Source organism: Bradyrhizobium sp. HKCCYLRH2047, from assembly GCF_051168175.1.
Classification (GTDB): Bacteria; Pseudomonadota; Alphaproteobacteria; order Rhizobiales; family Xanthobacteraceae; genus Bradyrhizobium.
Window position 1 is genome coordinate 196021 of the sequence record NZ_JBNPUM010000006.1, and the last position, 24428, is coordinate 220448.

At 66.3% G+C, this 24428-nt stretch carries 25 protein-coding genes; 21 read left to right on the forward strand and 4 right to left on the reverse strand.

The genetic code is table 11. The features are described from left to right. The first annotated feature begins 80 nt into the window (after window positions 1-80). The 17 genes from ilvD (at window position 81) to ACQR1D_RS16685 (ending at window position 16234) form a co-directional block, all read left to right on the forward strand. The gene (gene ilvD, locus ACQR1D_RS16605; RefSeq protein ID WP_434839823.1) at window positions 81-1805 is read left to right on the forward strand and encodes a dihydroxy-acid dehydratase; all 1725 of its coding nucleotides are present in this window, start codon (window positions 81-83) and stop codon (window positions 1803-1805) included. 103 nt (window positions 1806-1908) lie between these two features. After that, on the forward strand, window positions 1909-2625 hold the full coding sequence (locus ACQR1D_RS16610) for a tetratricopeptide repeat protein (RefSeq protein WP_409977886.1): 717 nt from the start codon (window positions 1909-1911) through the stop codon (window positions 2623-2625). 47 nt (window positions 2626-2672) lie between these two features. Beyond that, on the forward strand, window positions 2673-3149 hold the full coding sequence (locus ACQR1D_RS16615; RefSeq protein WP_434839824.1) for a GNAT family N-acetyltransferase: 477 nt from the start codon (window positions 2673-2675) through the stop codon (window positions 3147-3149). A gap of 199 nt (window positions 3150-3348) precedes the next feature. After that, the gene (locus ACQR1D_RS16620) at window positions 3349-4398 is read left to right on the forward strand and encodes a substrate-binding domain-containing protein (protein ID WP_315799791.1); all 1050 of its coding nucleotides are present in this window, start codon (window positions 3349-3351) and stop codon (window positions 4396-4398) included. Window positions 4399-4498: 100 nt separating this feature from the next. After that, entirely contained in the window at window positions 4499-5737 is a 1239-nt protein-coding gene (locus tag ACQR1D_RS16625) for an urea ABC transporter substrate-binding protein (protein ID WP_316236396.1), read from the forward strand. A 63-nt stretch (window positions 5738-5800) separates the two neighbouring features. Continuing rightward, the gene (locus tag ACQR1D_RS16630; RefSeq protein ID WP_315711674.1) at window positions 5801-6667 is read left to right on the forward strand and encodes a branched-chain amino acid ABC transporter permease; all 867 of its coding nucleotides are present in this window, start codon (window positions 5801-5803) and stop codon (window positions 6665-6667) included. Further along, the gene (locus tag ACQR1D_RS16635) at window positions 6667-7722 is read left to right on the forward strand and encodes a branched-chain amino acid ABC transporter permease (RefSeq protein WP_434839825.1); all 1056 of its coding nucleotides are present in this window, start codon (window positions 6667-6669) and stop codon (window positions 7720-7722) included. Before ACQR1D_RS16630 ends, ACQR1D_RS16635 begins: the two co-directional genes overlap by 1 nt. A 1-nt stretch (window position 7723) precedes the next feature. Beyond that, on the forward strand, window positions 7724-8452 hold the full coding sequence (locus ACQR1D_RS16640; protein ID WP_315711676.1) for an ATP-binding cassette domain-containing protein: 729 nt from the start codon (window positions 7724-7726) through the stop codon (window positions 8450-8452). Then, window positions 8449-9150, forward strand: coding sequence for an ABC transporter ATP-binding protein (locus ACQR1D_RS16645; RefSeq protein ID WP_316178519.1), 702 nt, complete (start codon window positions 8449-8451; stop codon window positions 9148-9150). The genes ACQR1D_RS16640 and ACQR1D_RS16645 overlap by 4 nt, the downstream gene beginning before the upstream one ends. An 86-nt stretch (window positions 9151-9236) precedes the next feature. After that, on the forward strand, window positions 9237-10751 hold the full coding sequence (locus ACQR1D_RS16650; RefSeq protein ID WP_316178521.1) for an amidase: 1515 nt from the start codon (window positions 9237-9239) through the stop codon (window positions 10749-10751). Continuing rightward, window positions 10751-11053, forward strand: a complete 303-nt coding sequence (locus ACQR1D_RS16655) for a putative quinol monooxygenase (protein ID WP_434839826.1) — start codon at window positions 10751-10753, stop codon at window positions 11051-11053. The genes ACQR1D_RS16650 and ACQR1D_RS16655 overlap by 1 nt, the downstream gene beginning before the upstream one ends. Before the next feature lie 158 nt (window positions 11054-11211). Further along, on the forward strand, window positions 11212-11661 hold the full coding sequence (gene ureE, locus ACQR1D_RS16660; RefSeq protein WP_434839827.1) for an urease accessory protein UreE: 450 nt from the start codon (window positions 11212-11214) through the stop codon (window positions 11659-11661). Then, window positions 11654-12331 carry an urease accessory protein UreF gene (locus tag ACQR1D_RS16665; RefSeq protein ID WP_316178525.1) on the forward strand — a complete coding sequence of 226 codons (678 nt, stop codon included), beginning with the start codon at window positions 11654-11656 and terminating at the stop codon, window positions 12329-12331. Before ureE ends, ACQR1D_RS16665 begins: the two co-directional genes overlap by 8 nt. An 11-nt stretch (window positions 12332-12342) precedes the next feature. Continuing rightward, window positions 12343-13041, forward strand: coding sequence for an urease subunit beta (gene ureB / locus ACQR1D_RS16670; protein WP_434839828.1), 699 nt, complete (start codon window positions 12343-12345; stop codon window positions 13039-13041). 3 nt (window positions 13042-13044) lie between these two features. Continuing rightward, a complete protein-coding gene (gene ureC, locus ACQR1D_RS16675; RefSeq protein WP_434839829.1) occupies window positions 13045-14751 on the forward strand; it encodes an urease subunit alpha in 1707 nt (568 codons plus the stop codon). Next, window positions 14748-15392, forward strand: coding sequence for an urease accessory protein UreG (gene ureG, locus ACQR1D_RS16680; RefSeq protein WP_316178531.1), 645 nt, complete (start codon window positions 14748-14750; stop codon window positions 15390-15392). Before ureC ends, ureG begins: the two co-directional genes overlap by 4 nt. Beyond that, window positions 15389-16234, forward strand: coding sequence for an urease accessory protein UreD (locus ACQR1D_RS16685; protein WP_434839830.1), 846 nt, complete (start codon window positions 15389-15391; stop codon window positions 16232-16234). The genes ureG and ACQR1D_RS16685 overlap by 4 nt, the downstream gene beginning before the upstream one ends. On the opposite strand, the gene bla is transcribed toward ACQR1D_RS16685, so the two are convergent. Beyond that, complete coding sequence (gene bla, locus ACQR1D_RS16690) at window positions 16189-17058, reverse strand: class A beta-lactamase (protein ID WP_434839831.1); 870 nt, start codon at window positions 17056-17058, stop codon at window positions 16189-16191. The genes ACQR1D_RS16685 and bla overlap by 46 nt on opposite strands. Window positions 17059-17072: 14 nt before the next feature. Then, window positions 17073-17864: an exodeoxyribonuclease III gene (gene xth, locus ACQR1D_RS16695; RefSeq protein ID WP_434839832.1), complete on the reverse strand. Its 792-nt coding sequence runs from the start codon at window positions 17862-17864 to the stop codon at window positions 17073-17075. Window positions 17865-18040: 176 nt separating this feature from the next. Here xth and ACQR1D_RS16700 point away from each other — a divergent pair, with 176 nt between their 5' ends. Continuing rightward, on the forward strand, window positions 18041-19063 hold the full coding sequence (locus tag ACQR1D_RS16700) for an aldo/keto reductase (protein ID WP_316178539.1): 1023 nt from the start codon (window positions 18041-18043) through the stop codon (window positions 19061-19063). 476 nt (window positions 19064-19539) lie between these two features. Here ACQR1D_RS16700 and ACQR1D_RS16705 read toward each other — a convergent pair whose 3' ends face one another. Further along, complete coding sequence (locus ACQR1D_RS16705) at window positions 19540-20067, reverse strand: flavin reductase family protein (protein ID WP_316178541.1); 528 nt, start codon at window positions 20065-20067, stop codon at window positions 19540-19542. Window positions 20068-20083: 16 nt separating this feature from the next. Beyond that, complete coding sequence (gene styA / locus ACQR1D_RS16710) at window positions 20084-21331, reverse strand: styrene monooxygenase subunit StyA (protein WP_434839834.1); 1248 nt, start codon at window positions 21329-21331, stop codon at window positions 20084-20086. A 99-nt stretch (window positions 21332-21430) separates the two neighbouring features. On the opposite strand from styA, the gene ACQR1D_RS16715 reads away from it, so the two are divergent. The 3 genes from ACQR1D_RS16715 (at window position 21431) to ACQR1D_RS16725 (ending at window position 24342) form a co-directional block, all read left to right on the forward strand. Continuing rightward, entirely contained in the window at window positions 21431-22348 is a 918-nt protein-coding gene (locus tag ACQR1D_RS16715; protein WP_434839835.1) for a LysR family transcriptional regulator, read from the forward strand. Window positions 22349-22736: 388 nt separating this feature from the next. Next, window positions 22737-23396, forward strand: coding sequence for a hypothetical protein (locus ACQR1D_RS16720; RefSeq protein WP_315799810.1), 660 nt, complete (start codon window positions 22737-22739; stop codon window positions 23394-23396). A 205-nt stretch (window positions 23397-23601) separates the two neighbouring features. Continuing rightward, window positions 23602-24342 (forward strand): metallophosphoesterase family protein, encoded by a 741-nt coding sequence (locus ACQR1D_RS16725; RefSeq protein WP_315799811.1) that lies wholly within the window; start codon window positions 23602-23604, stop codon window positions 24340-24342. Window positions 24343-24428: the final 86 nt, after the last annotated feature.

Consider the following 24428-nt stretch of genomic DNA (forward strand, 5'->3'; position numbering starts at 1 on the left):
AACCAGTGCGTGTGAGGCTGCCGAAAATCCACTTGCCGGATTTTGAGCGTTCTCCGCAGCACCGGGAGGCCAAAACAGCGATGGACGCGAAGACCGACATCAAGCGCAGGCTGCCCAGCCGTCATGTGACGGAAGGGCCCGAGCGTGCGCCGCATCGGTCCTACCTCTACGCCATGGGCCTCACCACGGCGCAGATCCATCAGCCCTTCGTCGGCGTCGCCTCGTGCTGGAACGAGGCTGCGCCCTGCAACATCGCGCTGATGCGGCAGGCCCAGGCGGTGAAAAAGGGCGTCGCCCACGCCGGCGGCACGCCGCGCGAGTTCTGCACCATCACCGTGACCGACGGCATCGCAATGGGCCATGACGGCATGCGCTCGTCGCTGCCGTCGCGCGAGGCGATCGCCGATTCGGTGGAGCTCACGATTCGCGGCCATTCCTACGATGCGCTCGTCGGCCTCGCCGGCTGCGACAAATCGCTGCCGGGCATGATGATGGCGATGGTCCGGCTCAACGTGCCCTCGATCTTCATCTATGGCGGCTCGATCCTGCCCGGCAATTTCCGCGGCCAGCAGGTCACGGTGCAGGACATGTTCGAGGCTGTCGGCAAGCATTCGGTGGGTGCGATGTCGGACGACGACCTCGACGAGCTCGAGCGCGTGGCCTGTCCGTCGGCCGGCGCCTGCGGCGCCCAGTTCACGGCCAACACGATGGCGACGGTGTCTGAGGCGATCGGGCTGGCGCTGCCTTATTCGGCCGGCGCCCCCGCGCCTTACGAAATCCGTGATTCCTTCTGCATGACCGCCGGCGAGAAGGTCATGGAGCTGATCGCCGCCAACATCCGGCCGCGCGACATCGTCACGCGAAAATCCCTGGAAAATGCCGCTGCGGTTGTGGCGGCGTCCGGCGGGTCGACCAATGCTGCGCTGCATCTACCTGCGATTGCACACGAGGCCGGCATCAAGTTCGACTTATTCGACGTCGCCGAAATCTTCAAAAAGACACCTTATATCGCGGATTTGAAGCCGGGTGGCCGCTATGTCGCCAAAGACATGTTCGAGGCTGGTGGCATTCCGCTCTTGATGAAGACGTTGCTCGACCATGGCTATTTGAACGGCGACTGCCTCACAGTCACCGGCCGGACGATCGCCGAAAACCTCAATGGCGTGAAGTGGAATCCGCACCAGGACGTGGTGAGGCCGGCCGACCAGCCGATCACTGCAACCGGAGGTGTGGTCGGTCTGAAAGGCAATCTCGCGCCAGAGGGCGCGATCGTGAAAGTCGCGGGCATGTCGAACTTGAAATTCTCTGGGCCGGCCCGCTGCTTTGATCGGGAAGAGGACGCCTTTGACGCCGTCCAGAAGCGTACCTATCGCGAAGGCGACGTGATCGTCATTCGCTACGAAGGGCCGCGTGGCGGTCCGGGCATGCGGGAAATGCTGCAGACCACGGCGGCGCTGACCGGGCAGGGCATGGGCGGCAAGATCGCGCTGATCACCGACGGCCGGTTCTCGGGCGCGACCCGGGGCTTCTGCATCGGTCATATCGGACCGGAGGCGGCGGTCGGCGGACCGATCGCGCTGGTCGAGGATGGCGACATCATCGAGATCGACGCCGAGGCGGGCATCCTTAACGTGAAGTTGAGCGATGCCGAGCTGGCGACACGTAAGACCAAGTGGACGCCGCGTGAGACGCATCACACGTCAGGTGCACTTTGGAAATATGCCCAGCAGGTGGGGCCGGCCGTGGCGGGCGCCGTGACCCATCCAGGTGGTGCGCAAGAGAAGTATTGCTATGCGGACATCTGATCGGATCCTTTTCGCATTGATGCTGGGGGTTGCCCCGCTCGCGTTGCCGACGCCATCGTTCGCGTTCGATGGCGCTCCGGTCAACCAGGAGCCGGCGATCCCCGTGGCTGGACAGCAGGCTGGCGCCGGCGCGCTGCGCAAGGCGCTGCCCGCGACGACGTCCTCGACCTCGCCCACGCAGTCCCTGACGGCGCTGCAATACGCGGCGGAGGAAGGTCACCCGATTGCGCAGTTCAAGCTCGGCCGCATGTATGCGGCGGGCGATGGCGTTGCGCGCGACGACATGCGCGCCTTCGACTATTTCAGCCGCATCGCCAATGCGCATGCGGAGGACAGTCCGTCGGCGCCTCAGGCGCAGATCGTCGCCAATGCCTTTGTCGCGCTCGGCCGCTATTACCTGAGCGGCATTCCGAACACGAAGGTCAAGGCCGATCCGGATCGCGCGCGGGAGATGTTCTCCTATGCGGCGTCCTATTTCGGCAATGCCGACGCCCAGTACGATCTGGCGCGGATGTACCTGAAGACCGCAGACGCCTCGCGCGACGACTTCCGCTATGGCGCGCGCTGGCTCGGCCTCGCCGCACAGAAGGGCCAGCACCAGGCCCAGGCGCTGCTTGGTCAGATGCTGTTCAACGGCGACCGGTTGCCGCGCCAGCCGGCGCGCGGACTGATGTGGCTCACTCTGGCGCGCGACAGCGCCGGTCCGGACGAAGCCTGGATCAAGGAGAGCTACAACCGCGCCTTCGCCAAGGCCTCGGACGATGACCGCGCCTCGGCGCTGCAGATGCTCGAGAGCTGGGTGCAGGGCAAGCGCGAGTAGCAGGAGCGGAATGCATCGCGTTCCCTCCGTTCGACAGAGGGACTGCGATGATCATCCGCGATGCGACGGCTGACGATGCCGAGGCGGCCTGCGCCGTGCTGCGCGCCTCCATATCCGAATTGTGCCTGGCGGATCACCGCGGCAACCCTGATATCCTGGCGCGCTGGCTCGCCAACAAGACACCGCAGAACGTCGCGGCCTGGGCGGACGGGCGAGGGCGATCGTTGCTCGTCGCGGTCGAGGATGATGTGATTCTCGCCGTCGGCGGGCTCGCCCACCCCGGCGAGATCACGCTCAACTACGTGTCGCCGCGCGGACGCTTTCGCGGCATCAGCTCGGCTCTGCTGGCGGAGCTGGAGCGGCGGGCGGCCGCACTGGGCGCGCGTGACGTGGCCCTGCTGAGCACCGAGACCGCGCACCGATTCTATCTCGCCCGCGGCTACGCGGATGTCGGCGTGCCCGCCGGCAAGTTCGGCACCGCGGCCTCCTATCCGATGAGCAAGACCCTCGCCATTGCGCCGTGAGTCGCGAGCCATGGTGAGACATCGAGGCCATGGCCGCGGATGCCTAACGAATAGGCGTCGGCGCGCCGATGTTTTGATCAGCGTCAGGTTTCATAACCAAAATCGGCGATCTTTGGTACACGAACGACCGCGATGACGCCAAAACGCGCTTGGCACGATTCGTGAGTGCAAGTCCCCTGCAACAGCAGAGGCGGCACGTTTGCGCAGCGTTCGGATCGGCCTGATCATTCCTCGGCGCGGCTCGGCAGGGTTGTGGGCACCCTCCGCGGAAGCCTGTGGGCGGCTGGCCGTGACCGAGCTGAACCAGGCCGCGGGCATCCGCCGCCGACAGGTCGAGCTGATCGTCATCGACGCCGGCGCGACCGGCGCCAGCGCGGGCCGGGCTGCGGTGGAGGCGGTCGACGAGCTCGCCGTCGATGGCCTGATCGGCATGCTGCCGAGCTACGCGCGCGATCCCGTCGCGCAAGCCGCGCGCGGCCGCGTGCCGTTCGTCTACACGCCCCAGTTCGAGGGCCTGCCGGCGAACAGCGATGTGATGACCACGGGCGAGACCGCCGGCGAATTACTGGGGCCGGCGGTGCAGTGGCTCTCCGAGATCAAGCGCGCCCGGCGCTTCTTCCTGTGCGGCAACGACTACATCTGGCCGCGCTCGTCGCTCGGCATCGCCAGGCGCTTGATCGCGCGCTTCGGCGGGACCGTGACCGGCGAATGCTACGTGCCGGTCGGCGTCCACGATTTCGACGAGATGCTCGACCGCATCAAGACCACGCGCAGCGACGTGGTGCTGCCGGTCTTTCTCGGCTTCGACTGCATCGCCTTCAGCCGCGCCTTCTGCGCCGCCGGTCTCAGCCGTCACGTGCTGCGATTCTCGTCCGCCTTCGACGAGACCATCGTCTACGGGCTCGACAGCGGCGAGACCGAGAATGTCTATGTCGCCTCCAGCTATTTCGCCTCGCTGCGGTCGCGCAACAACGGCGCGTTTCTCGAGCGCTACTACACGGCCTTCGGTGACAATCCGCCGCCGCCGAACGGCTATGGCGAGTCCTGCTACGAAGGCATTCACGCGCTCGCCGCGCTGATCGAGCGCGCCGAGAGCTTCGACGCCCGCGATCTCAGGCGCGTCTTCGGGCGCACGCTGCAGCGGCGCACGGCGCGCGGCAACGAGGCGCAGCCGGTGGTTGGCGGGCGCCATCCGATCCATCTCGCCGAGCTGGATGGCTACGACTTCGCGGTCGTCGCCTCGCGCTGAGGCGCAGGGCGCGCTCCAAAAAACACTTGCCTTTTCAAATATTGTAATTTTAAACTTCTCGCGGATCATGAACCAGCATCATCAACCCATGGGGACCTTTATGACTCTCTCCCGACGTCGTTTCCTGCAACGCTCGGCCATCGCGACCTCGACATTGATCGCGGCACCCGCCGTGCTGCGCTCGGGTGCGCTCGCGGCCGAGAACCCGATCACGGTCGGCAGCCTGCACGACCAGTCCGGTCCCATCGGCACCTCCGGCACGCCGATGGTCTACGCGCTGCAGCTGGCCGTTGAGGAGATCAACGCCGCGGGCGGCCTGCTCGGGCGTCCCTTGAAGGTGATCCACTACGACACTCAGTCCAACATCCAGATGTACTCGCAATACGCCCAGCAGCTGGCGGTCAAGGACAAGGTCGACGTCGTTCACGGCGGAATCACCTCGGCCTCGCGCGAGGCGATCCGTCCGACCTTCGACCGCTTCAAGGTGCTGTACTTCTACAACACGCTGTATGAAGGCGGCGTCTGCGACCGCAACACCTTCTGCACTGGCACGACGCCGGCGCAGACGGTGGAGAAGCTTGTGCCGAGCGCGATGAAGAAGTCCGGCAAGAAGGCCTACATCATCGCGGCCGACTACAATTACGGTCAGATCACCGCGAAGTGGATGACCAAATACTGCAAGGACAATGGCGGCGAGATCCTGGCGACCGACTTCTTCCCGCTCGACGTCACCAATTTCGGCTCGACCATCTCGAAGATCCAGGCGGCCAAGCCCGACCTCATCCTGTCGGCGCTGGTCGGCGGCAACCACACCGCGTTCTACCGGCAGTGGACCGCGGCCGGCATGAAGGGGAAGATCCCGATCGCCTCCACCACCTTTGGTCTCGTCAACGAGCCCTCGACATTGGATGCGGCGGAGAGCGATGGGGTCATCGGGGCCTACGGCTATTTCGAGGAGCTGACCACGCCGGCCTCCAAGAGCTTCGTCGAGAAGATCAAGAAGGCGCATCCGGATTCGCCTTACATCAGCGAGCTCGCCTCGTGCACCTATGAGGGCGTCATGCTCTGGGCCGAAGGCGTCAAGAAGGCCGGCAGCATCGACCGCATGAAGGTGATCGAGGCGCTCGAGAGCGGCCTCGTTTTCGACGGCCCGAGCGGCAAGGTCTCGCTGGACAAGCAGACCCATCACACCGTCCGCAACGCGTTCCTGGCCGAGGTGAAGGACCGCAAATGGTCGGTGCTCGAGACCTACACCGACGCCAAGCCCGCGGACACCGCGAGCGTCTGTGACCTCGTCAAGAACCCGAACGACGTCAAGCAGTACATCATCAATCTCTGACGCGTGCCGGGTCCCGCCATCCGGCGGGACCCGGTTTCATTGGACTGCCCTGAAAGACCCCGCATGGCGATCTACGTCATCCTCGCGCTCGACGTCCTCAATGGAATCTCATCGCTGTTCCTGCTCTGCCTGGGACTGGCGATCATCTTCGGCATGATGAAGATCATCAATCTCGCCCATGGCGAGTTCATCATGCTCGGCGCCTACGCCACCGTGATCTCGGCCAATGCCGGGGTGAACATCTGGATCGCGATGCTGATCATCGCGCCCCTGTTCGTCGGCATCGTCGGCCTCGTGATCGAGCGCTGCCTGATCCGGTTTCTCTACGGCCGCCTGGTCGATTCCATGCTCGCGACCTGGGGCCTCAGCCTCCTGATCATCGGCATCATCACCACGATCTACGGCAACACCCAGCAGGGCGTGCCGACGCCGCTCGGCGGCTTCTCGATCGGCTCGTACCAGTCGAGCTACTACACGCTGTTCCTTGCACTGATGGCGGCCGTCATGATGGCCATCATCTACGGCGTGATGCGCTACACCCGGTTTGGCCTGGTCGCCCGCGCCACGATGCAGAACCCGGCGATGGCGGCGACGCTCGGCGTCAACCCGGCCCGCGTCTACATGAGCACGTTCGCGCTCGGGGCCGCCGTGACGGGTCTCGCCGGCGGCCTGCTGGCGCCGGTGTCCGGCATCACGCCGGTGATGGGCGGCGCCTATGTCGCCAAGGCCTTCATGACGGTGGTTGGCGGCGGCGCGGCGATCCTGTCGGGCACGCTCTCGGCGGCGAGCCTGTTCGGCTCGGTCAACCAGATCGGCGCCTATTTCACCACGCCCGTCTATGGCGAGGTGATCGTCTTCACCACCGCGATCGTGCTCATCCGTCTGCTGCCGCAGGGCATCTCCGGGCGCTTCTTCAAGGGGAACCTGTGATGGACAAGCGCCTTCGCCTCGCTCTCCAGGCCGTGGGGACCGTCGTCGCCATTGGCGTGATCGCGATTATGCCGAGCGTGATCGAGTTGTTCGGCCTGATGCAACTGACGTTGTTCGCCGCGATGTCGGTTCTGGCGCTGAGCCTCGCCTTCATCTGGGGCTATGGCGGCATCCTGTCGTTCGGCCAAACCGCCTTCTTCGGCCTCGGCGGCTATGCCTACGCGATCGCTGCCGTCAACTTCCAGGACTCGACGCCGGCGATCCTGCTGGCGATCGCCGTGCCTGCGCTGTTCGCGGCGATCCTCGGCTACTTCATCTTCTTCGGCCGCATCTCGGACGTCTATCTCGGCGTCATCACGCTCACCGTCACCTTGATCCTGTTCAACTCGGTCAATTCGACCTCGGGCGACGCCTACAAGATCGGCAAGGCGCTGCTCGGCGGCTTCAACGGCATGCCGGCGGTGCCGACCTTCAACATGCCGTTCGATCCGTCGACCGTGCTGTCGCCCGAGCAGTCGTGGTGGACCACCGCCTACGTGCTGCTCGGCGTGTTCCTGCTGCTGCGGCTGCTGCTGGCGCTGCCGGCCGGGCGCATCATCGTCGCGGTGCGCGAGAACGAGGTGCGGGCGTCGCTGCTCGGGTACGATCCGCGGCTGGTGAAGTGCCTGACCTTCATCCTCGGCGGCGCCATCGCCGGTCTTGCCGGCGCGCTCTACGTCAACTGGGGCGCCTTCGTCAGCCCGACCATCTTCAGCCTGTCGCTGTCCGCCGAGATCATCATCTGGATCACGGTCGGCGGGCTCGGCACCTTGCTCGGGCCGATCATCGGCTGCGTCGTGATCGAGTACATCGTCGCCTATATCGGCTCGCAGCAGCTCCTGAACTCCAACCTCGTTCTCGGCGGCGTACTCGTGGTGTTCGTGCTGCTCCTGCCGAAGGGCATCTTCCCGACCGCGCGTGATCTGGTGATGCGGCTGATCCCGGACAAGAAGCCGAAGACCAATGGTCCGCCGGTCCCGTCAGCGGCGGCGCCGCATCCTGCAGGAGCCGAGTGACATGGCCGACCTCGTTCCTCTGCTCAAGGCCGAGCACCTGACGATGCGCTTCGGCGGCGTGGTCGCCAATGACGACATCACGTTCACCCTGCAGGAGATGGAGCTGCGCTGCCTGATCGGCCCAAACGGCGCCGGCAAGAGCACGTTCTTCAAGACGCTGACCGGACAACTGGTGCCGACGTCGGGCAGCATCGCGTTCCGCGGCATGCCGATCGCGGGAAAGCTGTCGCACGAGATCGCGCGCATGGGCATCGGCATCAAGACCCAGGTCCCGAACGTGTTCAACGGCCTCTCGGTGCGTGAGAACATCTGGATGGCGGTACGGCGCAAGGCAACGCCGCGGCAGCAGGGGCCGGCGGTCAATGCCGTGCTGGAGATGATCCGGCTGACCGACTACGCCGACAGTATCGTCGCGACCTTGTCGCACGGCCAGCGCCAATGGGTCGAGATCGGCATGGTGCTCGCCGCCGAGCCGGAGCTGATCCTGCTCGACGAGCCCGCCGCCGGCATGACCGACGAGGAGACCTTCCACACCGCCGCGATCATCCGCGAGATCAACCAGACCCGGGCCATCGTCGTCGTCGAGCACGACATGGAGTTCATCAAGCAGATTGCCAAGCGCGTGACCGTATTCCACCAGGGGCGCGTGCTGGTTGAGGACACCGTCGACAAGGTGCTCGCCGACCAGCGCGTGCGCGACGTCTATCTCGGCAAGAAGGTGGCGGCATGAGCGCGCTTCTCGAGGTCAAGGGGCTCAAGTCCGGCTATGGCCGGATTCCGATCCTGTTCGGCGTCGACCTGACGGTGGCCGACGGCGAATATCTCGGCATCCTCGGCCATAACGGCATGGGCAAGACCACGGCGCTGCGCACCTTGATGGGGCATCTGCCGACCACCGACGGCTCGGTGGTGTTCGCAGGCCGAGCCATCACGCATCTGAAGCCGCACGAGCGCTCTCGGCTCGGCATCGGCCTGGTGCCGCAGGGCCGCGAGATCTTTCCGGACCTGTCGGTCATGGAAAATCTGCGCATGGGGCTCGCTGCGGCGCCGAAGGAGGACCGCAGTGTCATCGATGCCGTGCTGCAGGATTTTCCGCGCCTGGTGCGGCTGCTCGACCGCCGCGGCGGCGCGCTGTCGGGCGGCGAGCAGCAATTGCTGGCACTGGCGCGCTGCCTGTGCACAAAGCCCAAGCTGATCCTGCTGGATGAGCCGACCGAAGGCATCCAGCCGTCGATCATCGAGGAGATCATCGAGACGCTGCTGGCGTTGAAGTCGCGCTGGAAGATGTCTTTGATCGTGGTCGAGCAGAACCTCGAATTCATCACGTCGTTATCGGATCGCATCCTGCACATCCAGAAGGGGCGTATCACCGAGGAACTCGACCGTGAGACTCTCCTGGCCCGGGAAGGTCAGATGATCCCGAGCTAGAGCCCGTACCGGCGCGCGCGCGCCGGCCCATTGAACTGACAATTTGCTGTCTCTGCCCAGCTTGTCCTCACAAGAAAGGATGACTCATGTCCATCAAACGCCCGAATGCCGAGGAAGTTGCCGATCTCGCCGCCAGCCTGCACATGAACATGACGGTCGAGGAGGCCGCCGAATATCTGTCGCTGATGGGCGGCATGTTCGACCAGTACGACATCATCGATGAGCTGCCGAACCCGCTGCCGCCGGTGAAATATCCGCGCACGCCGGGCGCCAAGCCGATGCCTAAGGAGAACAAGTACAACGCCTGGGCGATCAAGACCGAGGTGAAGGGTGCGTCGTCCGGCAAGCTCGCCGGCCGCACGGTGGTGCTGAAGGACAACGTCGCGCTCGCCGGCGTGCCGATGATGAACGGCTCGACCACGCTGGAAGGCTTCATTCCCGCAGCCGACGCCACCATTGTCTCCCGCATCCTCGATGCCGGCGGCACCATCGTCGGCAAGGCCGTCTGCGAGCACTTCTGCCTGTCCGGCGGCAGCCATACCTCCAATCCCGCGCCGGTGCACAATCCCTGGAAGATGGGCTATTCGGCCGGCGGCTCGTCCTCGGGCAGCGCTGCGCTGGTGGCGGCCGGCGAGGTCGACATGTCGATCGGCGGCGACCAGGGCGGCTCGATCCGCATTCCCGCGTCCTATTGCGGCATCTACGGCATGAAGGCGACGCACGGTCTCGTGCCCTACACCGGCGTCATGCCGATCGAGTCGACGATCGACCACACCGGGCCGATGACCAAGTCGGTCGCCGACAACGCGCTGCTGCTCGAAGTGCTGGCCGGCGCCGACGGCCTCGATCCGCGGCAATATGCGCCGAAGGTCTCGGCCTACACCGAGGCGCTCGGCAAGGGCGTCAAGGGTCTCAAGATCGGCGTGCTCAAGGAAGGCTTCAGCGCGCCGAACATGGAAGAGGGCGTGGTCAGCAAGGTCAAGGCCGGCGCGGAGCGCTTCGCCAAGATGGGCGCGTCGGTGTCGGAGGTCTCGATCCCCGAGCACATGCATGCGCTGGCGGCGTGGAATCCGATCACGCTGGAAGGCTTCCTGGTGCAGATGATGCTCGGCAACGGCATGGGCTTCAACTGGAAGGGCCTCTACGACGTCGGCCTGCTCGACGCGCATTCCGGCTGGCGCACGCGCGCTGACGATTTGTCGGTGACGTTGAAGCTGACCATGCTGGTCGGGCAGTGGGGCCTCGAGCACTACCGCGGCCGCTACTACGCCAAGTCGCGCAACATCGCGATCCAGGCGAAGGCGGCCTATGACGCGATGTTCGGCTCCTACGACCTCTTGCTGATGCCGACCTTGCCGTGCGTCGCCACGCCGATCCCGGCCAAGGACGCGCCGCTCGCCGAGGTGGTGCAGCGCGCCTTCGAGATGACCGCGACGACGAGCCCGTTCGACGTCACCGGTCATCCCGCGATGACCGTGCCGTGCGGCCTCTCGGATGGCCTGCCGGTCGGCCTGATGCTGATCGGCAAGGACTACGCCGAGTCCACGATCTACCAGGCGGCGGCGGCGTTCGAGGCCGACGGCGACTGGAAGACCTTCTGATGATCACCATCACCGCGGTCATCAGGGCCAAGGCGGGACAAGAGGCCACGATGCGCGACGCCCTCGTCGCCGTCGCGGCCCATGTCGCGGCCAACGAGCCGGAGACGATCGGCTTCTTCATCTCGCAGAGCGAGACCGAGCCGGGTCTGTTCACGACCTATGAGCGCTTCGCCGACAAGGCCGCGATGGACCGCCACAACGGCTCCGCCGCGGTGGCGACCTTCTTCGGCATCGCCAAGCCAATCCTCGACGGCGAGGTCATCCTGGTGACCTCGCAGGAGGTGTCGGCGACGCTGCGGTAGGGGCAGGCACCAACCGTCTCCACAGTCATTCCGGGGCGATGCGACAGCATCAAACTATGGTGCGCAATCGCGCACCTGAGAATCTCTAGATTCCGGGTTCAGCCCTGACAGGCTGCCCCGGAATGACGAAGACTATATCAACAAGAGGAACCCCGCCGATGCTCCGTCTGCACGGCATCCTGGGACGCGCGAGCGACAAGGCTTATGCCGGCCGCATCCACGCGCTGGAGCATCGCGGTGGCATCGAGTTGCTGTTCGTGCCGCCGGAGGATGCCGGCCGCAAGCGCTTCCGCCTGACCACCGATCGCGGCACCGACTGCGCCGTCAGCCTGGATCGCGACGAGGAGCTGGTCGACGGCGCGCTGCTGCATCTCGACTCCGATCGCGCCATCATCGCACGTTTTGGCGAGCAGCATGTGCTGCGCCTCAAGGCGCGTGACAAGGCCAGCGCGCTCAAGCTCGGTTGGCATGCCGGCAATCTGCACTGGCGCGTCCGCTTCGAGGGCGACAGCCTCGTCGTACTGCTCGACGCCCCGATCGAGACCTACCGTGCGCGGATCAAGCCGCTGCTCGACGCCGGCGAAGTCGTGGAGCGCGCGCATGTTTGACCGCGGCGAGACGCTGGCCCTGCTGCAACTCGGCGACAGCGCCTTTCCCGCCGGCGGCTTTGCCTTCTCTTGGGGCATCGAAGGCCTCGCCGCCGATGGCCTGCTGTCCGACCGCAGCGATCTCGACGGCGTCATTGCCGATCACCTTGCGCAGCGCTGGGCCACGATGGATCGCATCCTGCTGCGGCGCGCCTGGCACGCTGGCGATACCGCGGCGATGGTAGCCGTGGATCGCCTCGCCGAGGCCACGACGCCGTCGGCCGAGATGCGCGAGGGCTCGCGGCGTGCGGGCAGGGCGTTGCTCGGCGTCTGGGTCAAGCTTGCAGGCCCCTTGTCCGTGTCCTACCGCGCGCGCGTCTCGGCCGATCCGAGACTTGGACACCTCGCCGTGGTGCAGGCGATCGCCGGCCGTGATGCCGGCCTGAGCCTCGATGCCGCCGAGCTCGTCTCCGGCTGGACCCTCATCACTGGCCTCGTCAGCGCCGCGGTGCGGCTCGGCCTGATCGGCCACATCGACTCGCAGCAGAGCCTGGCGCGCGCCCGCGCACGGCTCGGCGATCTGCTCAACGGCACACCCGACGACGACGCGATGCCGTCGAGCTTCACGCCCTTCATCGATATCGCCGTGTCGCGCGGGCCGTTGCGGCATGTGCGCATGTTCACGACCTGAGGTGCCGCGCCATGATGAACCTGTCGCCGACCGAGCTGGATCGTCTCGTGATCTTCAACGCCGCGCAGATGGCGCGGCGCAATCGCTTGCTGGGCATCAAGCTGAGCCATCCCGAGGCGGTCGCCTACATCACCGATGAGGTGATGACCGCGGCGCGACGCAATCTGCCCTATGCCGAGATCCGCGACATGGCCGGCCGGTTGCTGACCACCGACGACGTCGAGCCCGGCGTCGCGCAGATGATCCCGATGCTCTATGTCGAGCTGATGTTCGCCGAGGGCACCAAGGTGATGGCGCTGTTCGAGCCGATCCAGCCGGCCGAAGGCGCAGCCGCCGAGGAGATCGTACCCGGCGAGATCATCGCCGGCGGCGACGACATTGCGATGTTCAGCGAATTGCCGGCGGTCACCATCGATGTCGTCAACACCGGGGATCGCGATATCCAGGTGCGCAGCCACACCCACTTCTTCGAGGTCAACCGCGCGCTGCGCTTCGACCGCGCCGCGGCCTGGGGGATGAAGATCGACCGCCCCGCGGGGCTCGGCATGCGCTTCGAACCGGGGATCTTCAAATCGGTGCGGCTGGTGCCGATCACAGGCGACCGGATCGTGCGCGGCCAGGCCGGGCTGGTCAATGGTCCGCTCGATGCGCCCGGCGCGCGCGACGCCGCGCTGAAGCTCGCGCAGTCGCGCGGCTATCTCGGAGCCTAGGTCATGGCAACACTGACACGGCAAGCCTATGCCGAGCTTTACGGTCCCACGAAAGGCGATCTCGTCCGGCTCGCCGACACCAGCCTGCTCGCCGAGATCGAGCACGACTACACGACCTACGGCCATGAGCTGCTGGTCGGCGCCGGCAAGAACATTCGCGACGGCGAGGCCGTCGCGGCGCACCGGACGTCCACTCACAAGGCCCTCGACGTCGTCGTCAAGAACGCGACCATCGTCGACGCCGTGATCGGCATCGTGAAGGCCGACATCGGCATCCGCGACGGCCGCATCGTCGGCATCGGCAAGGCCGGCAATCCCGACATCATGCCGGACGTGCATCCGGACATGGTGGTCGGTCACACCACCGCGCCGATCGCCGGCGGCCCGTTCATCGTCACCGCGGGCGCGATCGAGAGCCACGCGCATCTGATCTCGCCGGAGCAGTCGGATCACGCGCTGGCCGGCGGCACCACCACGATGGTCGGCAACGGCTCGGGGCCGGTGTTCGACGTCGGCTCAGGCTCGGGCCCGAACTTCGGCCATTTCCTCAAGTCGATCGAGTTCTCGCCGCTGAACTACGCGCTGTTCGGCCGCGGCGGCTCCAATCCCGCAGCGGTCGAGGAGGCGGTCGCGGCCGGCGGCATGTCGGTCAAGATCCACGAGGACTTTGGCGCGGCGCCCGACGTCATCGACAAGAGCCTGATCGCGGCTGACCGCAACGATTTCGCCGTGCACCTGCACACGGATTCAATCAACGAGTACGGCTTCTGCGAGGATACGATGTCCGCGGTCGATGGCCGCACCATCCACATGTACCACGTCGAGGGCGCCGGCGGCGGCCATGCGCCCGACCTGCTCAAGGTCGTGTCCTGGCCCAACGTGATCCCGTCCTCCACCAATCCGACCAATCCCTACACGTCGTATGGCATGGAGGAGGGCGTGCCGATGACGATGATCTGTCATCAGCTCAACTACAATTCGCCCGAGGACGTCATGTTCGGCGAGGCGCGGGTGCGCGCGCAGTCGATGGCGGCGGAGGATTTCCTGCACGACATGGGCGCGATCTCGATCTTCGGCACGGATACGCAGGGCATGGGCCGGCTCGCCGAGAACGTCGCCAAATGCTGGCAGCTTGCGAGCGTGATGAAGGACCGCATCGGCCGGCTGCCGGAGGAGACAACTGTTCGGGCCGACAATGAGCGCATCAAGCGCTACGTCGCCAAGCTCACGATCAATCCGGCTATTGCCGTCGGCATTGATCATGTCGTCGGCTCCATCGAGGTCGGCAAGATGGCCGATCTCGTGCTGTGGCCGCGCGCCTCGTTCGGGCTGAAGCCCTACATGGTGATCAAGAACGGCTTTCCGGTCTGGGCCGCGATGGGCGACGGCAATGGCAGCCTCGGGCTGTCGGAGCCGATGATCCAGAAGCGGATGTGGGGCGCGCTCGGCGCGGCGCCACAGCGGCTCGGCGTCAACTTCATGTCGAAGCTCGCGGTCGACGCCGGCATCCGCGGCAGGCTCGGGCTCGGCCGCGAGACGGTGCAGATCAAGAACGTGCGCCGCCTGCGCAAGACCGACATGGTCCGCAACGCGGCGATGCCGCATGTCGAGGTCGATCCGCAGACCTTCGAGGTCCGCGCCGACGGCAAGCTCTTGATGTGCCCGCCCGCGACAACCGTGCCGCTCGCGAGGAGGTTCATGCTGCGATGAGCCGTCTCGCTCTCACCCGCGCCGATGCGCCGATGACGGCCGCGCGCGTTGGCATCGGCGGCCCCGTCGGCTCCGGCAAGACCGCGTTGGTCGAGCAGCTGATCCCGGCGCTGCAGGCGCGCGGCATCGACATCGCCGTCATCACCAACGATCTCGTCACCGCCGAAGATGCCGAGCGCGTGCGGCGCTCCGGCCTGATCGACCCCGAGCGGGTCTCGGCGGTGGAGGCCGGCGCCTGTCCGCACACGGTGATCCGCGAGGATCCGACGCTCAACATCGAGGCCGCCGACGAACTGGAGCGGCGCTTTCCCGGCGTCGAGCTGATCCTGCTGGAGAGCGGCGGCGACAATCTCGCCTCGACCTTCTCGCGCGACCTCACCGATTTCTGGATGTTCGTGATCGACGTCGCCGGCGGCGACGACATCCCGCGCAAGCGCGGCCCCGGCGTGATCCGCGCCGATCTCCTGGTGATCAACAAGGTCGATCTCGCCCCTCATGTCGGCGTCGATCTCGCACGCATGCAGCGCGAGGCCGCCGCTGTGCGCGACGGCCGGCCGGTGCTCTTGACCAACTGCCGGCGCGGTGAGGGCGTTGAAGCGATCGTCGACCTGCTCGAGCGCGAGGTGCTGTTCCGCACGTGAGCGCTTTAGCCCCAGAGCCGCCGCGGCTCGATCTCTCCTTCGCCCGCCGCGGCGGCCGCACCGTGATCGATCGCCGGCTGTTTGCCTGGCCGTTCGTGCTGACGCGCAGCTTCCACACCGATGCCGCGCGGCCGGATTGCCTCAGCGTGATCCTGCAGACCGGCAGTGGCGCCGTGCACGGCGAGGACCGGTTGACGCAGCGCTTCACGCTATCTGCGGGTACAGCCGTTTGCGTGGCCACGCAGGGCGCCACCTCAGTACATCGCGCCGAGCCGGGCGCACGTGCCAAGGAGCAGGTTCTGCTCCGGGTCGCGACCGGCGCCAGGCTCGACTATCGGCCGGAGCCGCGCATCCTCTTTCCCGGGGCGGCCCTGTGCCAGGTGCTCGACCTGAACTGCGCCGCCGATGCATCGGCGCTGGTGACCGACGCCTTCACGATGCATGACCCGGACGGGCAGGGACGCTTGTTCCGCGAGCTCGACTCCGCGCTCGTCGTGCGCCGGACGGGCGAGGAGCCGCTCCTCATCGACCGCATGCATCTGCGCGATCCTGATGTAGCGGTCTTCAACGGTCATCGCGCGTTCGGCTCGGCCGTTCTGATGCTGCCGCCGACGAACGATCTCGCCGCGCTCCGCCAGCGTCTCGCCGATGCGCTGTCCTGCATCGACGGCCTCTACGCCGCGGCAAGCCTGCTGCCGGAGCGCGCCGGTCTCGGCGTGCGCCTCGGGGGCCGCCAGATGCGCCACCTGCGCACCGGAGTCGACGCGATCGCCGCGATCTATCGCGAGGCGGCGGCTCAGGCCCCGAGCGCGGCGGCGACGGCGCGGCCGACCGCTGCGTGAACCGCGTTGCGCTTGTCGTCGCTGGCCTTGGTCTCGGTGAGATAGCTGCTCACGAGGACCGGCGCGCGCCCTGTCGGCCAGATCACGGCGACATCGTTGCTGCTCCCGTTGTCGCCCGCGCCGGTCTTGTCGCCGATGCGCCATTCGCCGGGCAGGCCGGCGCGCAGCTTGGCGCCACCGGTCTTGCAGGCGATCAGCCAGCCATTCAGGACATCGCGCGACGCCGCCGACAGCGCAGTGCCGGTGGTCAGCTTCGCCAAGGTCTGGGCCATCGCCGCGGGCGTGGTGGTGTCCCTCGGATCGCCGGGCACGCTTTCATTGAGCGCGGGCTCGATGCGGTCGAGCCGGGTGATGGCGTCGCCGAAGCCGCGGATGGCGCGGGTCAAGCCGGCGGGGCCGCCGAGCGTCGCCAGCAGCAGATTCGCCGCGGTGTTGTCGCTGAGCGTCACGGTCGCCTCGCACAATTCGCCGACCGACAGGCCCGACGTCCCCACATAGGCCTTGGTGACCGGCGCATAGGACAGGATGTCTTCTTGCGCGATCGGAATGCGGCGTGCCAGCTGCTCGGTGCCGGAATCGACCTTGGTGAGGATCGCGCCCGCCAGCAGCGCCTTGAAGGTGCTGCACATCGGGAACCGCTCGTCGAGCCGATGGCCGCCGAGGGCGCCGCTCGCGGTGTCCAGCAGGGCCACGCCGAGCCGCCCGCCGCTGTCGGCTTCGATGCCGGCGATTGTCGCCTGCAGGTCGGCGGCGAGCGCCGGCTTCGCCACCAGCAGCGGCACGAGTGCGAGCGGAAACAATTGCCGCCGTGTGTAGATCGTCATCGACTGTCCTCGAGTTACGCCGTCTCGAGATCGAAATCGGCCCACACCGGCACGTGATCCGACGGCTTCTCCCAGGCCCTGACATAGCTGTCGACGCCGACCTCGACCAGCCGGTCGCTGGCCTGCGGCGACAGCAGCAGGTGATCGATCCGGATCCCCATGTTCTTCTGCCAGGCGCCGGCCTGATAGTCCCAGAACGTGTACTGCCCCGGCGCGTCGGTGACGGCGCGCAGCGCGTCGGTGAGCCCGAGGCCGAGCAGCGACTGGAAGCTCTCCCGCGTCTCGGGACGGAATAGCGCGTCCTCGACCCAGGCCTCGGGGTTGGAGACGTCGTCGGCGGCGGGGATCACGTTGAAGTCACCTGCGAGGATCAGCGGCTCCTCGGTCTTCAGCCGTTCACGCGCATAGTCACGAAGCCGCGACATCCATTTGAGCTTGTAGGGATATTTTTCCGTGTTCGGCGGGTTGCCGTTGGGCAGATAGAGGCAGGCGATGCGCACCACCCCGCTCTTGAGGCTGACCACGCCCTCCAGGAAGCGCGCATGCACGTCCTCGGCATCGCCATCGAGCCCGGACTTCGTTTCGTCGAACGGCAGCTTAGACAACAGCGCGACGCCGTTGAATGTCTTCTGACCGTGGGTCACGACGTTGTAGCCGAGCGCCTCGATCTCCAGCCGCGGGAATGCGTCGTCCGTGCACTTGATCTCCTGCAGGCAGACGATGTCCGGGGAGCATTCCTTGAGCCAGGTCAGAAGGTGATCGATCCGCTGCCGGACCGAATTGACGTTCCAAGTGGCGATACGCATGGCCTGAGGTTCCCGGGGGGAAAGAGAAACGGCCCCGGTTAGATCAAGCCGCGACCACTCCGGTCAAGGCGAATGGCGTCGGAATCACAGGCGGTGCAACAATGCCATGCACGGTGCGGCATGGTCGGGGGCGCGCGCTGCGCGTATTCATGCGGCCAACACCCAGGGAGATCATGATGGACCATCGACGTCTCGGCCATTCCGGCCTCCGCGTGCCCGCGCTCAGCTTCGGCACCGCGACCTTTGGCGGCAGCAACGACTTCTTCAAGGCCTGGGGCGGGACCGACGCTGACGGCGCCTCCCGGCTGATCGACGTCTGCCTCGATCATGGCCTCTCGATGTTCGACAGCGCCGACGTCTATTCGGACGGCCTGGCCGAGAGCATTCTCGGCCAGGCCATCAAAGGCAAGCGCAACCGCCTGCTGATCTCGACCAAGGCGACGTTCCCGAAAGGCAGTGGCCCGAACGACTATGGCTCCTCGCGCCAGCATCTGATCGAGGCGATCGACGGCTCGCTCGCGCGGCTCGGCGTCGACCACATCGACCTGTTCCAGCTGCACGGCCAGGACTACAACACGCCGGTGGAGGAGACGCTGTCCACGCTCGACCAGCTCGTGCGCGCCGGCAAGATCCGCTACATCGGCTGCTCCAACTTCTCCGGCTGGCACCTGATGAAGTCGCTGGCCGCCTCCGACCGCTACGGCTATCCGCGCTATGTCGCGCATCAGGCCTACTACTCGCTGCTCAACCGCGACTATGAGTGGGAGCTGATGCCGCTCGGCGTCGACCAGGGCGTCGGCGCCGTGATCTGGAGCCCGCTCGGATGGGGCAAGTTGACCGGCAAGATCCGCCGCGGACAGCCGGCCAAGCCCGGCACCCGCGCCCACGACATCGCCGGCACGGGACCGCATTACGAGGAGGAGCGGCTGTATCGCGTCGTCGATGCGCTCGACGGCGTCGCCAAGGAGACCGGCAAGACGATTCCGCAGGTGGCGCTGAACTGGCTGCTGCAGCGCCCGACCGTGTCGACCATCATCGTCGGCGCCCGCAACGAGAGCCAGCTCATGGAGAACATCGGCGCGCTCGGCTGGAGCCTGACGGCGGAGCACGTGGCCACGCTCGATGCCGCCAGCGACATTCCCGCGGCCTATCCGGTCTGGCATCAGCGCGGCTTCCCGATGCTGAACGAGCGGCGCTAGCCGACGAGCGAAACTGCTGTGGACCATCGGCCGCAGGCCTCGTGCCTGCGGCGCCGATGCATTTGACGACGTCCCCCGGCCGGCACTAAAATCACGCTTCGATCGTCACGTGGCCGCGCTCCGGTCATTCTGGAGCCGCCACAACGGGGGGCATCGACCCCGGACCGATCGGCGGTTGAGCCTCACGACTGTGCCGGACCCGCAGTCTTCAATGTGACGATGTTTGGCTCACTAAGTCGTCCCGGCGAACCGCATCCGATTTGTGTGGAAGAGCGAAACTCTTGCTCCTCACCCTGAGGAGCCCGCCGCAGGCGGGCGTCTCGAAGGGCGAGGCCCACACTGTGGCCTCATGGTTCGAGACGGCGCTCCGCGCCTCCTCACCTTGAGGGGCCGCTCCGAGAGCGGCGCTGCACCTTGATCATGCGAAGCTGCTTACGGCGAACGATGGTGGCGTATTCGGCTCGCCGGCTGTGCGATCAAATGCTCCATCCCTCTGCCGGATACGCCAGCGCCTCCGCCGGCTTGATCTCAGCGCCCAGCCCGTTGCAAAATCGGCTGGCATAGAACGCCAGCGGCAGGCCGTCCTGGTGCCGGCACCAGCGCACTTCGCCGATGAACAGCGTGTGGTCTGCGATCTCGATCGCGTTGACGACCTCGCAGCCGAACTGCGCGATCGCCTGCGGCAGCAGGAAGAAGCCATCGCGTTCGTCGAAGCTTGGTGCGCCCTGCGGCAGCGGTGCGCCGGCGAAATGCCGGCCGATCGCGACGTCATCCGCCGCGAGCACGTTGACCGCATAGCGGCCGGAGGTACTCACCGCCTGCCAGGTGCGGCCGCGCTTCAGCGAGACCAGCACCGTGGGCGGCTGCATCGAGACCGTGGTGAAGCTGTTCGCGGTCATCCCGACCGGTGCGCCCTGGGCATCGCGGCTCGTCACGACGGTCACGCCTGTCGAGAACCGCGAGGCGGCAGCGCGAAAGCTGGCCGGGTCCGGATGATGGCTCATCGGCTTCTCTCCGCCATCACGCTGCGAGCCTTGCCCGGTCATCGATCCAGGCATGAATACGCCGGTCGCTCGCCAGCCGGTCCCACTGCCGCTCCGGATAGTTGAAATTGTCGGTGAACTCGTCACAGAGCGCGCGATCCTGCGCCATGGTGAAGATCAGCCGGCCCATCGCCTCCGACGGCGGCTGCAGCATCAGATTGGTCCAGCGCGCCGCGGCGAGCACGCGGTTCTCGCGCGCGCGATCGACCGTCTCGACGAAGCGGTCGTCGAACGCCACGGCCTCGGTGATCGCCTTGCCGAGCTCGAACGCGGCGTAGGAAGCCATGTTGGCGCCCTGGCCCATCATCGGATCGACCACGGAGTGCACGTCGCCGAGCGCGATCGCGATCTTGCCGTCGTCGAAGCTCACCGAGGAGCGCCGTACGGTCGGCACCACGGCGCCCTGCAAGAGGTCCAGCGGCTGCAGATCGAAGCGGTGCGTGTCGATCCGGTTGTAGGTGTGCGGATGGTGCTTTTCGAGCTTGTCGAGCAGCGTCTGCCGAAAGGCCGAGGGATCGGCGTCGTAGTTGAGCGACACCAGCTCGGCCATGTCGCCGCCGGGAATGTTCTCCATCAGCAGCGCCGTCTTCATGCCGCCGAAGGTCAGCGTCGGGATCACGATCATCTCGCCATGGCCCGGCGACACCGACAGCGTGACGCCGCGCGGATCGTCACCCTCGGGGCTGCCGTGATCGACGCCGTCATAGAGGCCGACGCAGAGCAGGCGCTGCGGCTGGTTGTAGGGCGACAGCTCCGGCCGATGGCTGAACATCCGCCCGAGCGCGCCCTTGCCGGTCGACACCACCAGCAGGTCGAAGCGCGCCACCAGCGCCGGAATGTCGTCGTCCTGGATGCTGGCGTATTCGATCGTGCCGCCGCGATCTTCGAAATCCTTCATCAGCGCCGGCAGGTAGATCCGGTAGTCGACCGCGCGGCTCGGCTGCTTGAAGGCGCCGCGGAAGAGCAGGGGGCTGCCCGGAAAATTGAAGAAGTGATCATGGTGGTGATAGACGACATCGGGATCGTCCCAGTGGTTCACGCCGAGCTCGTTCTCGCGCGCCACCGTGATGCCGTGATGCGCCACCGTGTTCATCAGCCGCGTTGCAGCATACTGCTCGGGCGCGCGATCCGTCAGGACGGTCGCCTGGATCCCGTGCTGCTGCAGATAGAGCGCCAGATGCAGCCCGCCGATGCCGGCGCCGACGATGCCAATCGACTTCTCCATGGGTTTCCCCTCCCTGTGATCTTTTTTGAGAGGCTAGACTACGCCGCCTCCTGACGTATACGGAATAGCCAGAATAAAACTCATTCCGGGGAGGAATGGATGGACCGGATCGACGCGCTGCAGACCTTCATCCGGGTCATGGAGGCCGGCAGTTTCACCCAGGCTGCGGCTGATCTCGGCCTGGGACAGCCGGCGATCACCAAGCGCATCGCGCTCTTGGAGGAACAGTTCGGCTGTCGGCTATTCGTACGCACCACGCGCAAGCTGCGGCCGACCGCCGAGGCCGACCGCGTGCTCAAGCTCGCCAAGGACATCGTCACCTTGTTCGAGAGCGCGGGCATTCCATCGCCGAAGCGCGTCGGCGCGCCCTCGGGCACCTTGCGGATGACGGTGCCGACCTCGTTCGGCCGCACTTTCTTCCGCGACATTTTCGCCGAATATGGCCGTCGCTATCCAGAGGTGCGGCTCGATATCCGCTTCACCGAGCAGTTCGTCGACCTCGTGGAGACTGGCACGGAGCTCGCCATCCGCATCGGCGTGCTCAGCTCGAGCTCGCTGGTCGCGCGCCGCGTCGGCACGGTCAAGCGGCTGCTGGTCGCGGCGCCATCGCTGCTCGCGCGGCATCGCCCACCGCGGCTGCCGAACGATCTGCGCCAGCTGCCCTGCGTGACCTATTCGCGGCTGTCGCCGAAGAACGAATGGAGCTTCGAGTCCGAGACCGGGCGCCACGTCGTCGGCATCACGCCGTCGCTGACCTGCGACGATGCCGACATCATGGCCCTAGCAGCGCTGGAAGGCCTCGGCGCCGCCGTCCTGCCGGACTGGTGCGCGGTGTGCCACATCGCCTCCGGCAAGCTCGTCCACCTGCTGCCGGACTACGATGTGCCGTCGCTGCCGCTCCACGTTGTCTATCCCGACCCGCAATGGATGTCGCACCGCGCCCGCCTGTTCCGCGACCTGATCATCGAGCGCGCGGACGTGTTCGCGATTGGTGCGGCAATGGCCACAAAAGTATAGCGATGTTAGAACTCATTGTAGGTGAGGTCAGAATGAGCGCGGTGCCCGTGAATGCGCCCTCTCCCCTTGCGGGAGAGGGCTTGTAGGACAGCGCGGCAAGCTCGGTTGGGTGAGGGGATGTCTCCACAAGCCGCGATCGCGGAGAGATACCCCTCACCCGAATGAGTGCGTCGAGAAGCCGGTGCAGCCCTCTCCCGCAAGGGGAGAGGGCGCTGTATCAGGCAGCGCACGCTGCTGCGCCATCGATTTCCTCTGCAGATCCGGTCAGCGCAAACGCTTGTTAACGCTGAGTATGAACATCACCGGCGCTCTGATTGACGCACCGTCTCATCTCCCCGCAATCTCCGCGCGATTTCGCAAGCAGTCATATTGCAGGGGCAGGGGATCGATGAACGAGGCCGCGAAGCCGGGCATTCCGCTGTGGTTCAAGCTTGCCTACAGCGCGTTCTGCGCGGTGCTGGTGCCGACCTATCTGATGGCCTACGGCCCGACCAACTTCCTGTATTTCTGCGACGTCGCGCTGTTGACCACGCTGGCCGCGGTCTGGCTGGAGAGTCCGCTGCTCGCCTCGGCGCCGGCGGTCGGCATCCTCCTGCCGCAGGCGTTGTGGGTCGTCGACTTCCTCGGCACCGCTGCCGGCGTGCCATTGACGGGCATGACGGCCTATATGTTCGACGCCAAGCTGCCGCTGTTCACCCGCAGCCTGTCGTTCTTCCATTTCTGGCTCCCGTTCGTGCTGGCCTGGCTGGTCTGGCGGCTCGGCTATGATCGCCGCGCCTTCGCGGTCTGGACCGTCGCCGCCTGGGCGCTGCTGTCGGTGTGCTACTTCCTGATGCCGCCGCCACCCGCGACCAGCGACCTGCCGGTCAACATCAACTACGTGTTCGGCCTCAGCGATGCCCTGGCGCAGAGCTTCATGCCGGGGCCGGCATGGTTCGCGATGCTGCTGATCGGCCTGCCGCTCGTGATCTTCTATCCGACCCACCGACTGTTGCTGCGCTATGCAGGCCGCGCGCCGGTGTTGACGGTTGTTCCTGCAAGGTTGTGATCCGCGCGTCTCTTTGAGGATCGTCGGCACGCGCCGCCCGCTGGCGTCGCTTCGGACACCGGCCTCTCCGCCGTCATTGCGAGCGAAGCGAAGCAATCCAGAGTCCCACGCGCGGCCTGGATTGCTTCGCTTCGCTCGCAATGACGAAGATGCTAAGGCTTTGCCTTGAACGGACCGATCGAACCGCGTGACGAAGGAGACGACGATGCGGCTGGCAGTGATTTCCGATGTGCATGGCAATCTGCCGGCGCTGGAGGCGGTGCTCGCGGACATCGAGACACGCGAGGTCGATGCCACCGTCAATCTCGGCGACTGCGTGACCAGCCCGTTGTGGCCGCGCGAGACATTCGACCTGCTGCGGTCGCTGGAGTTGCCGACCGTGCGTGGCAATCATGACCGCTGGATCGAGGAGTTTCCGGAAGAGAAGCTCTCTCCCGCCGGTCGCTTCGCTCGCGCGGCGCTGACCGCCGAGCAGCGCCGGGTGTTGCACGCGCTTCCGCCACGGCTCGCCCTGGAGCAGGGCATCCTCGCCGTCCATGGCACGCCCGACGACGACTGCGCCCTTCTGCTCGAGGAGATGCTCGATGACGGCCGCTACGTCCCGGCGCGCCGCGACGTGCTGGCCTCGCGCCTCGTCAATCTCGGCGGTGCCACGCTCGTGCTGTGCGGCCACAGTCATCGTCAGGCGATGGTGCAGGTGCCGCGCGGACCCCTGGTGGTCAATCCCGGCAGCGTCGGCTGTCCCGTGTTCGGCGACATCCCGATCGCAGCCCAGCTCGAATATCGCTCGCCGCACGCCCGCTACGCCGTGCTGACGGAGCGCCGCGGGCATTGGCAGGCCGAGCTGCTGGCGCTGACCTATGACTGGGATCGCGCGGCGGCGCGCGCCGCCGAAAACGGCTTTCCGCATTGGGCCGGCGCCTACGCCTCGGGCGCGGTTATCTGACAGGTCACGACGACGCGGTGCTTGGCAAGGTACTTGGCGAGGCGCTATGCGATCGGCCATGCCCGTCGGGCAAATCAAGGCCGGTT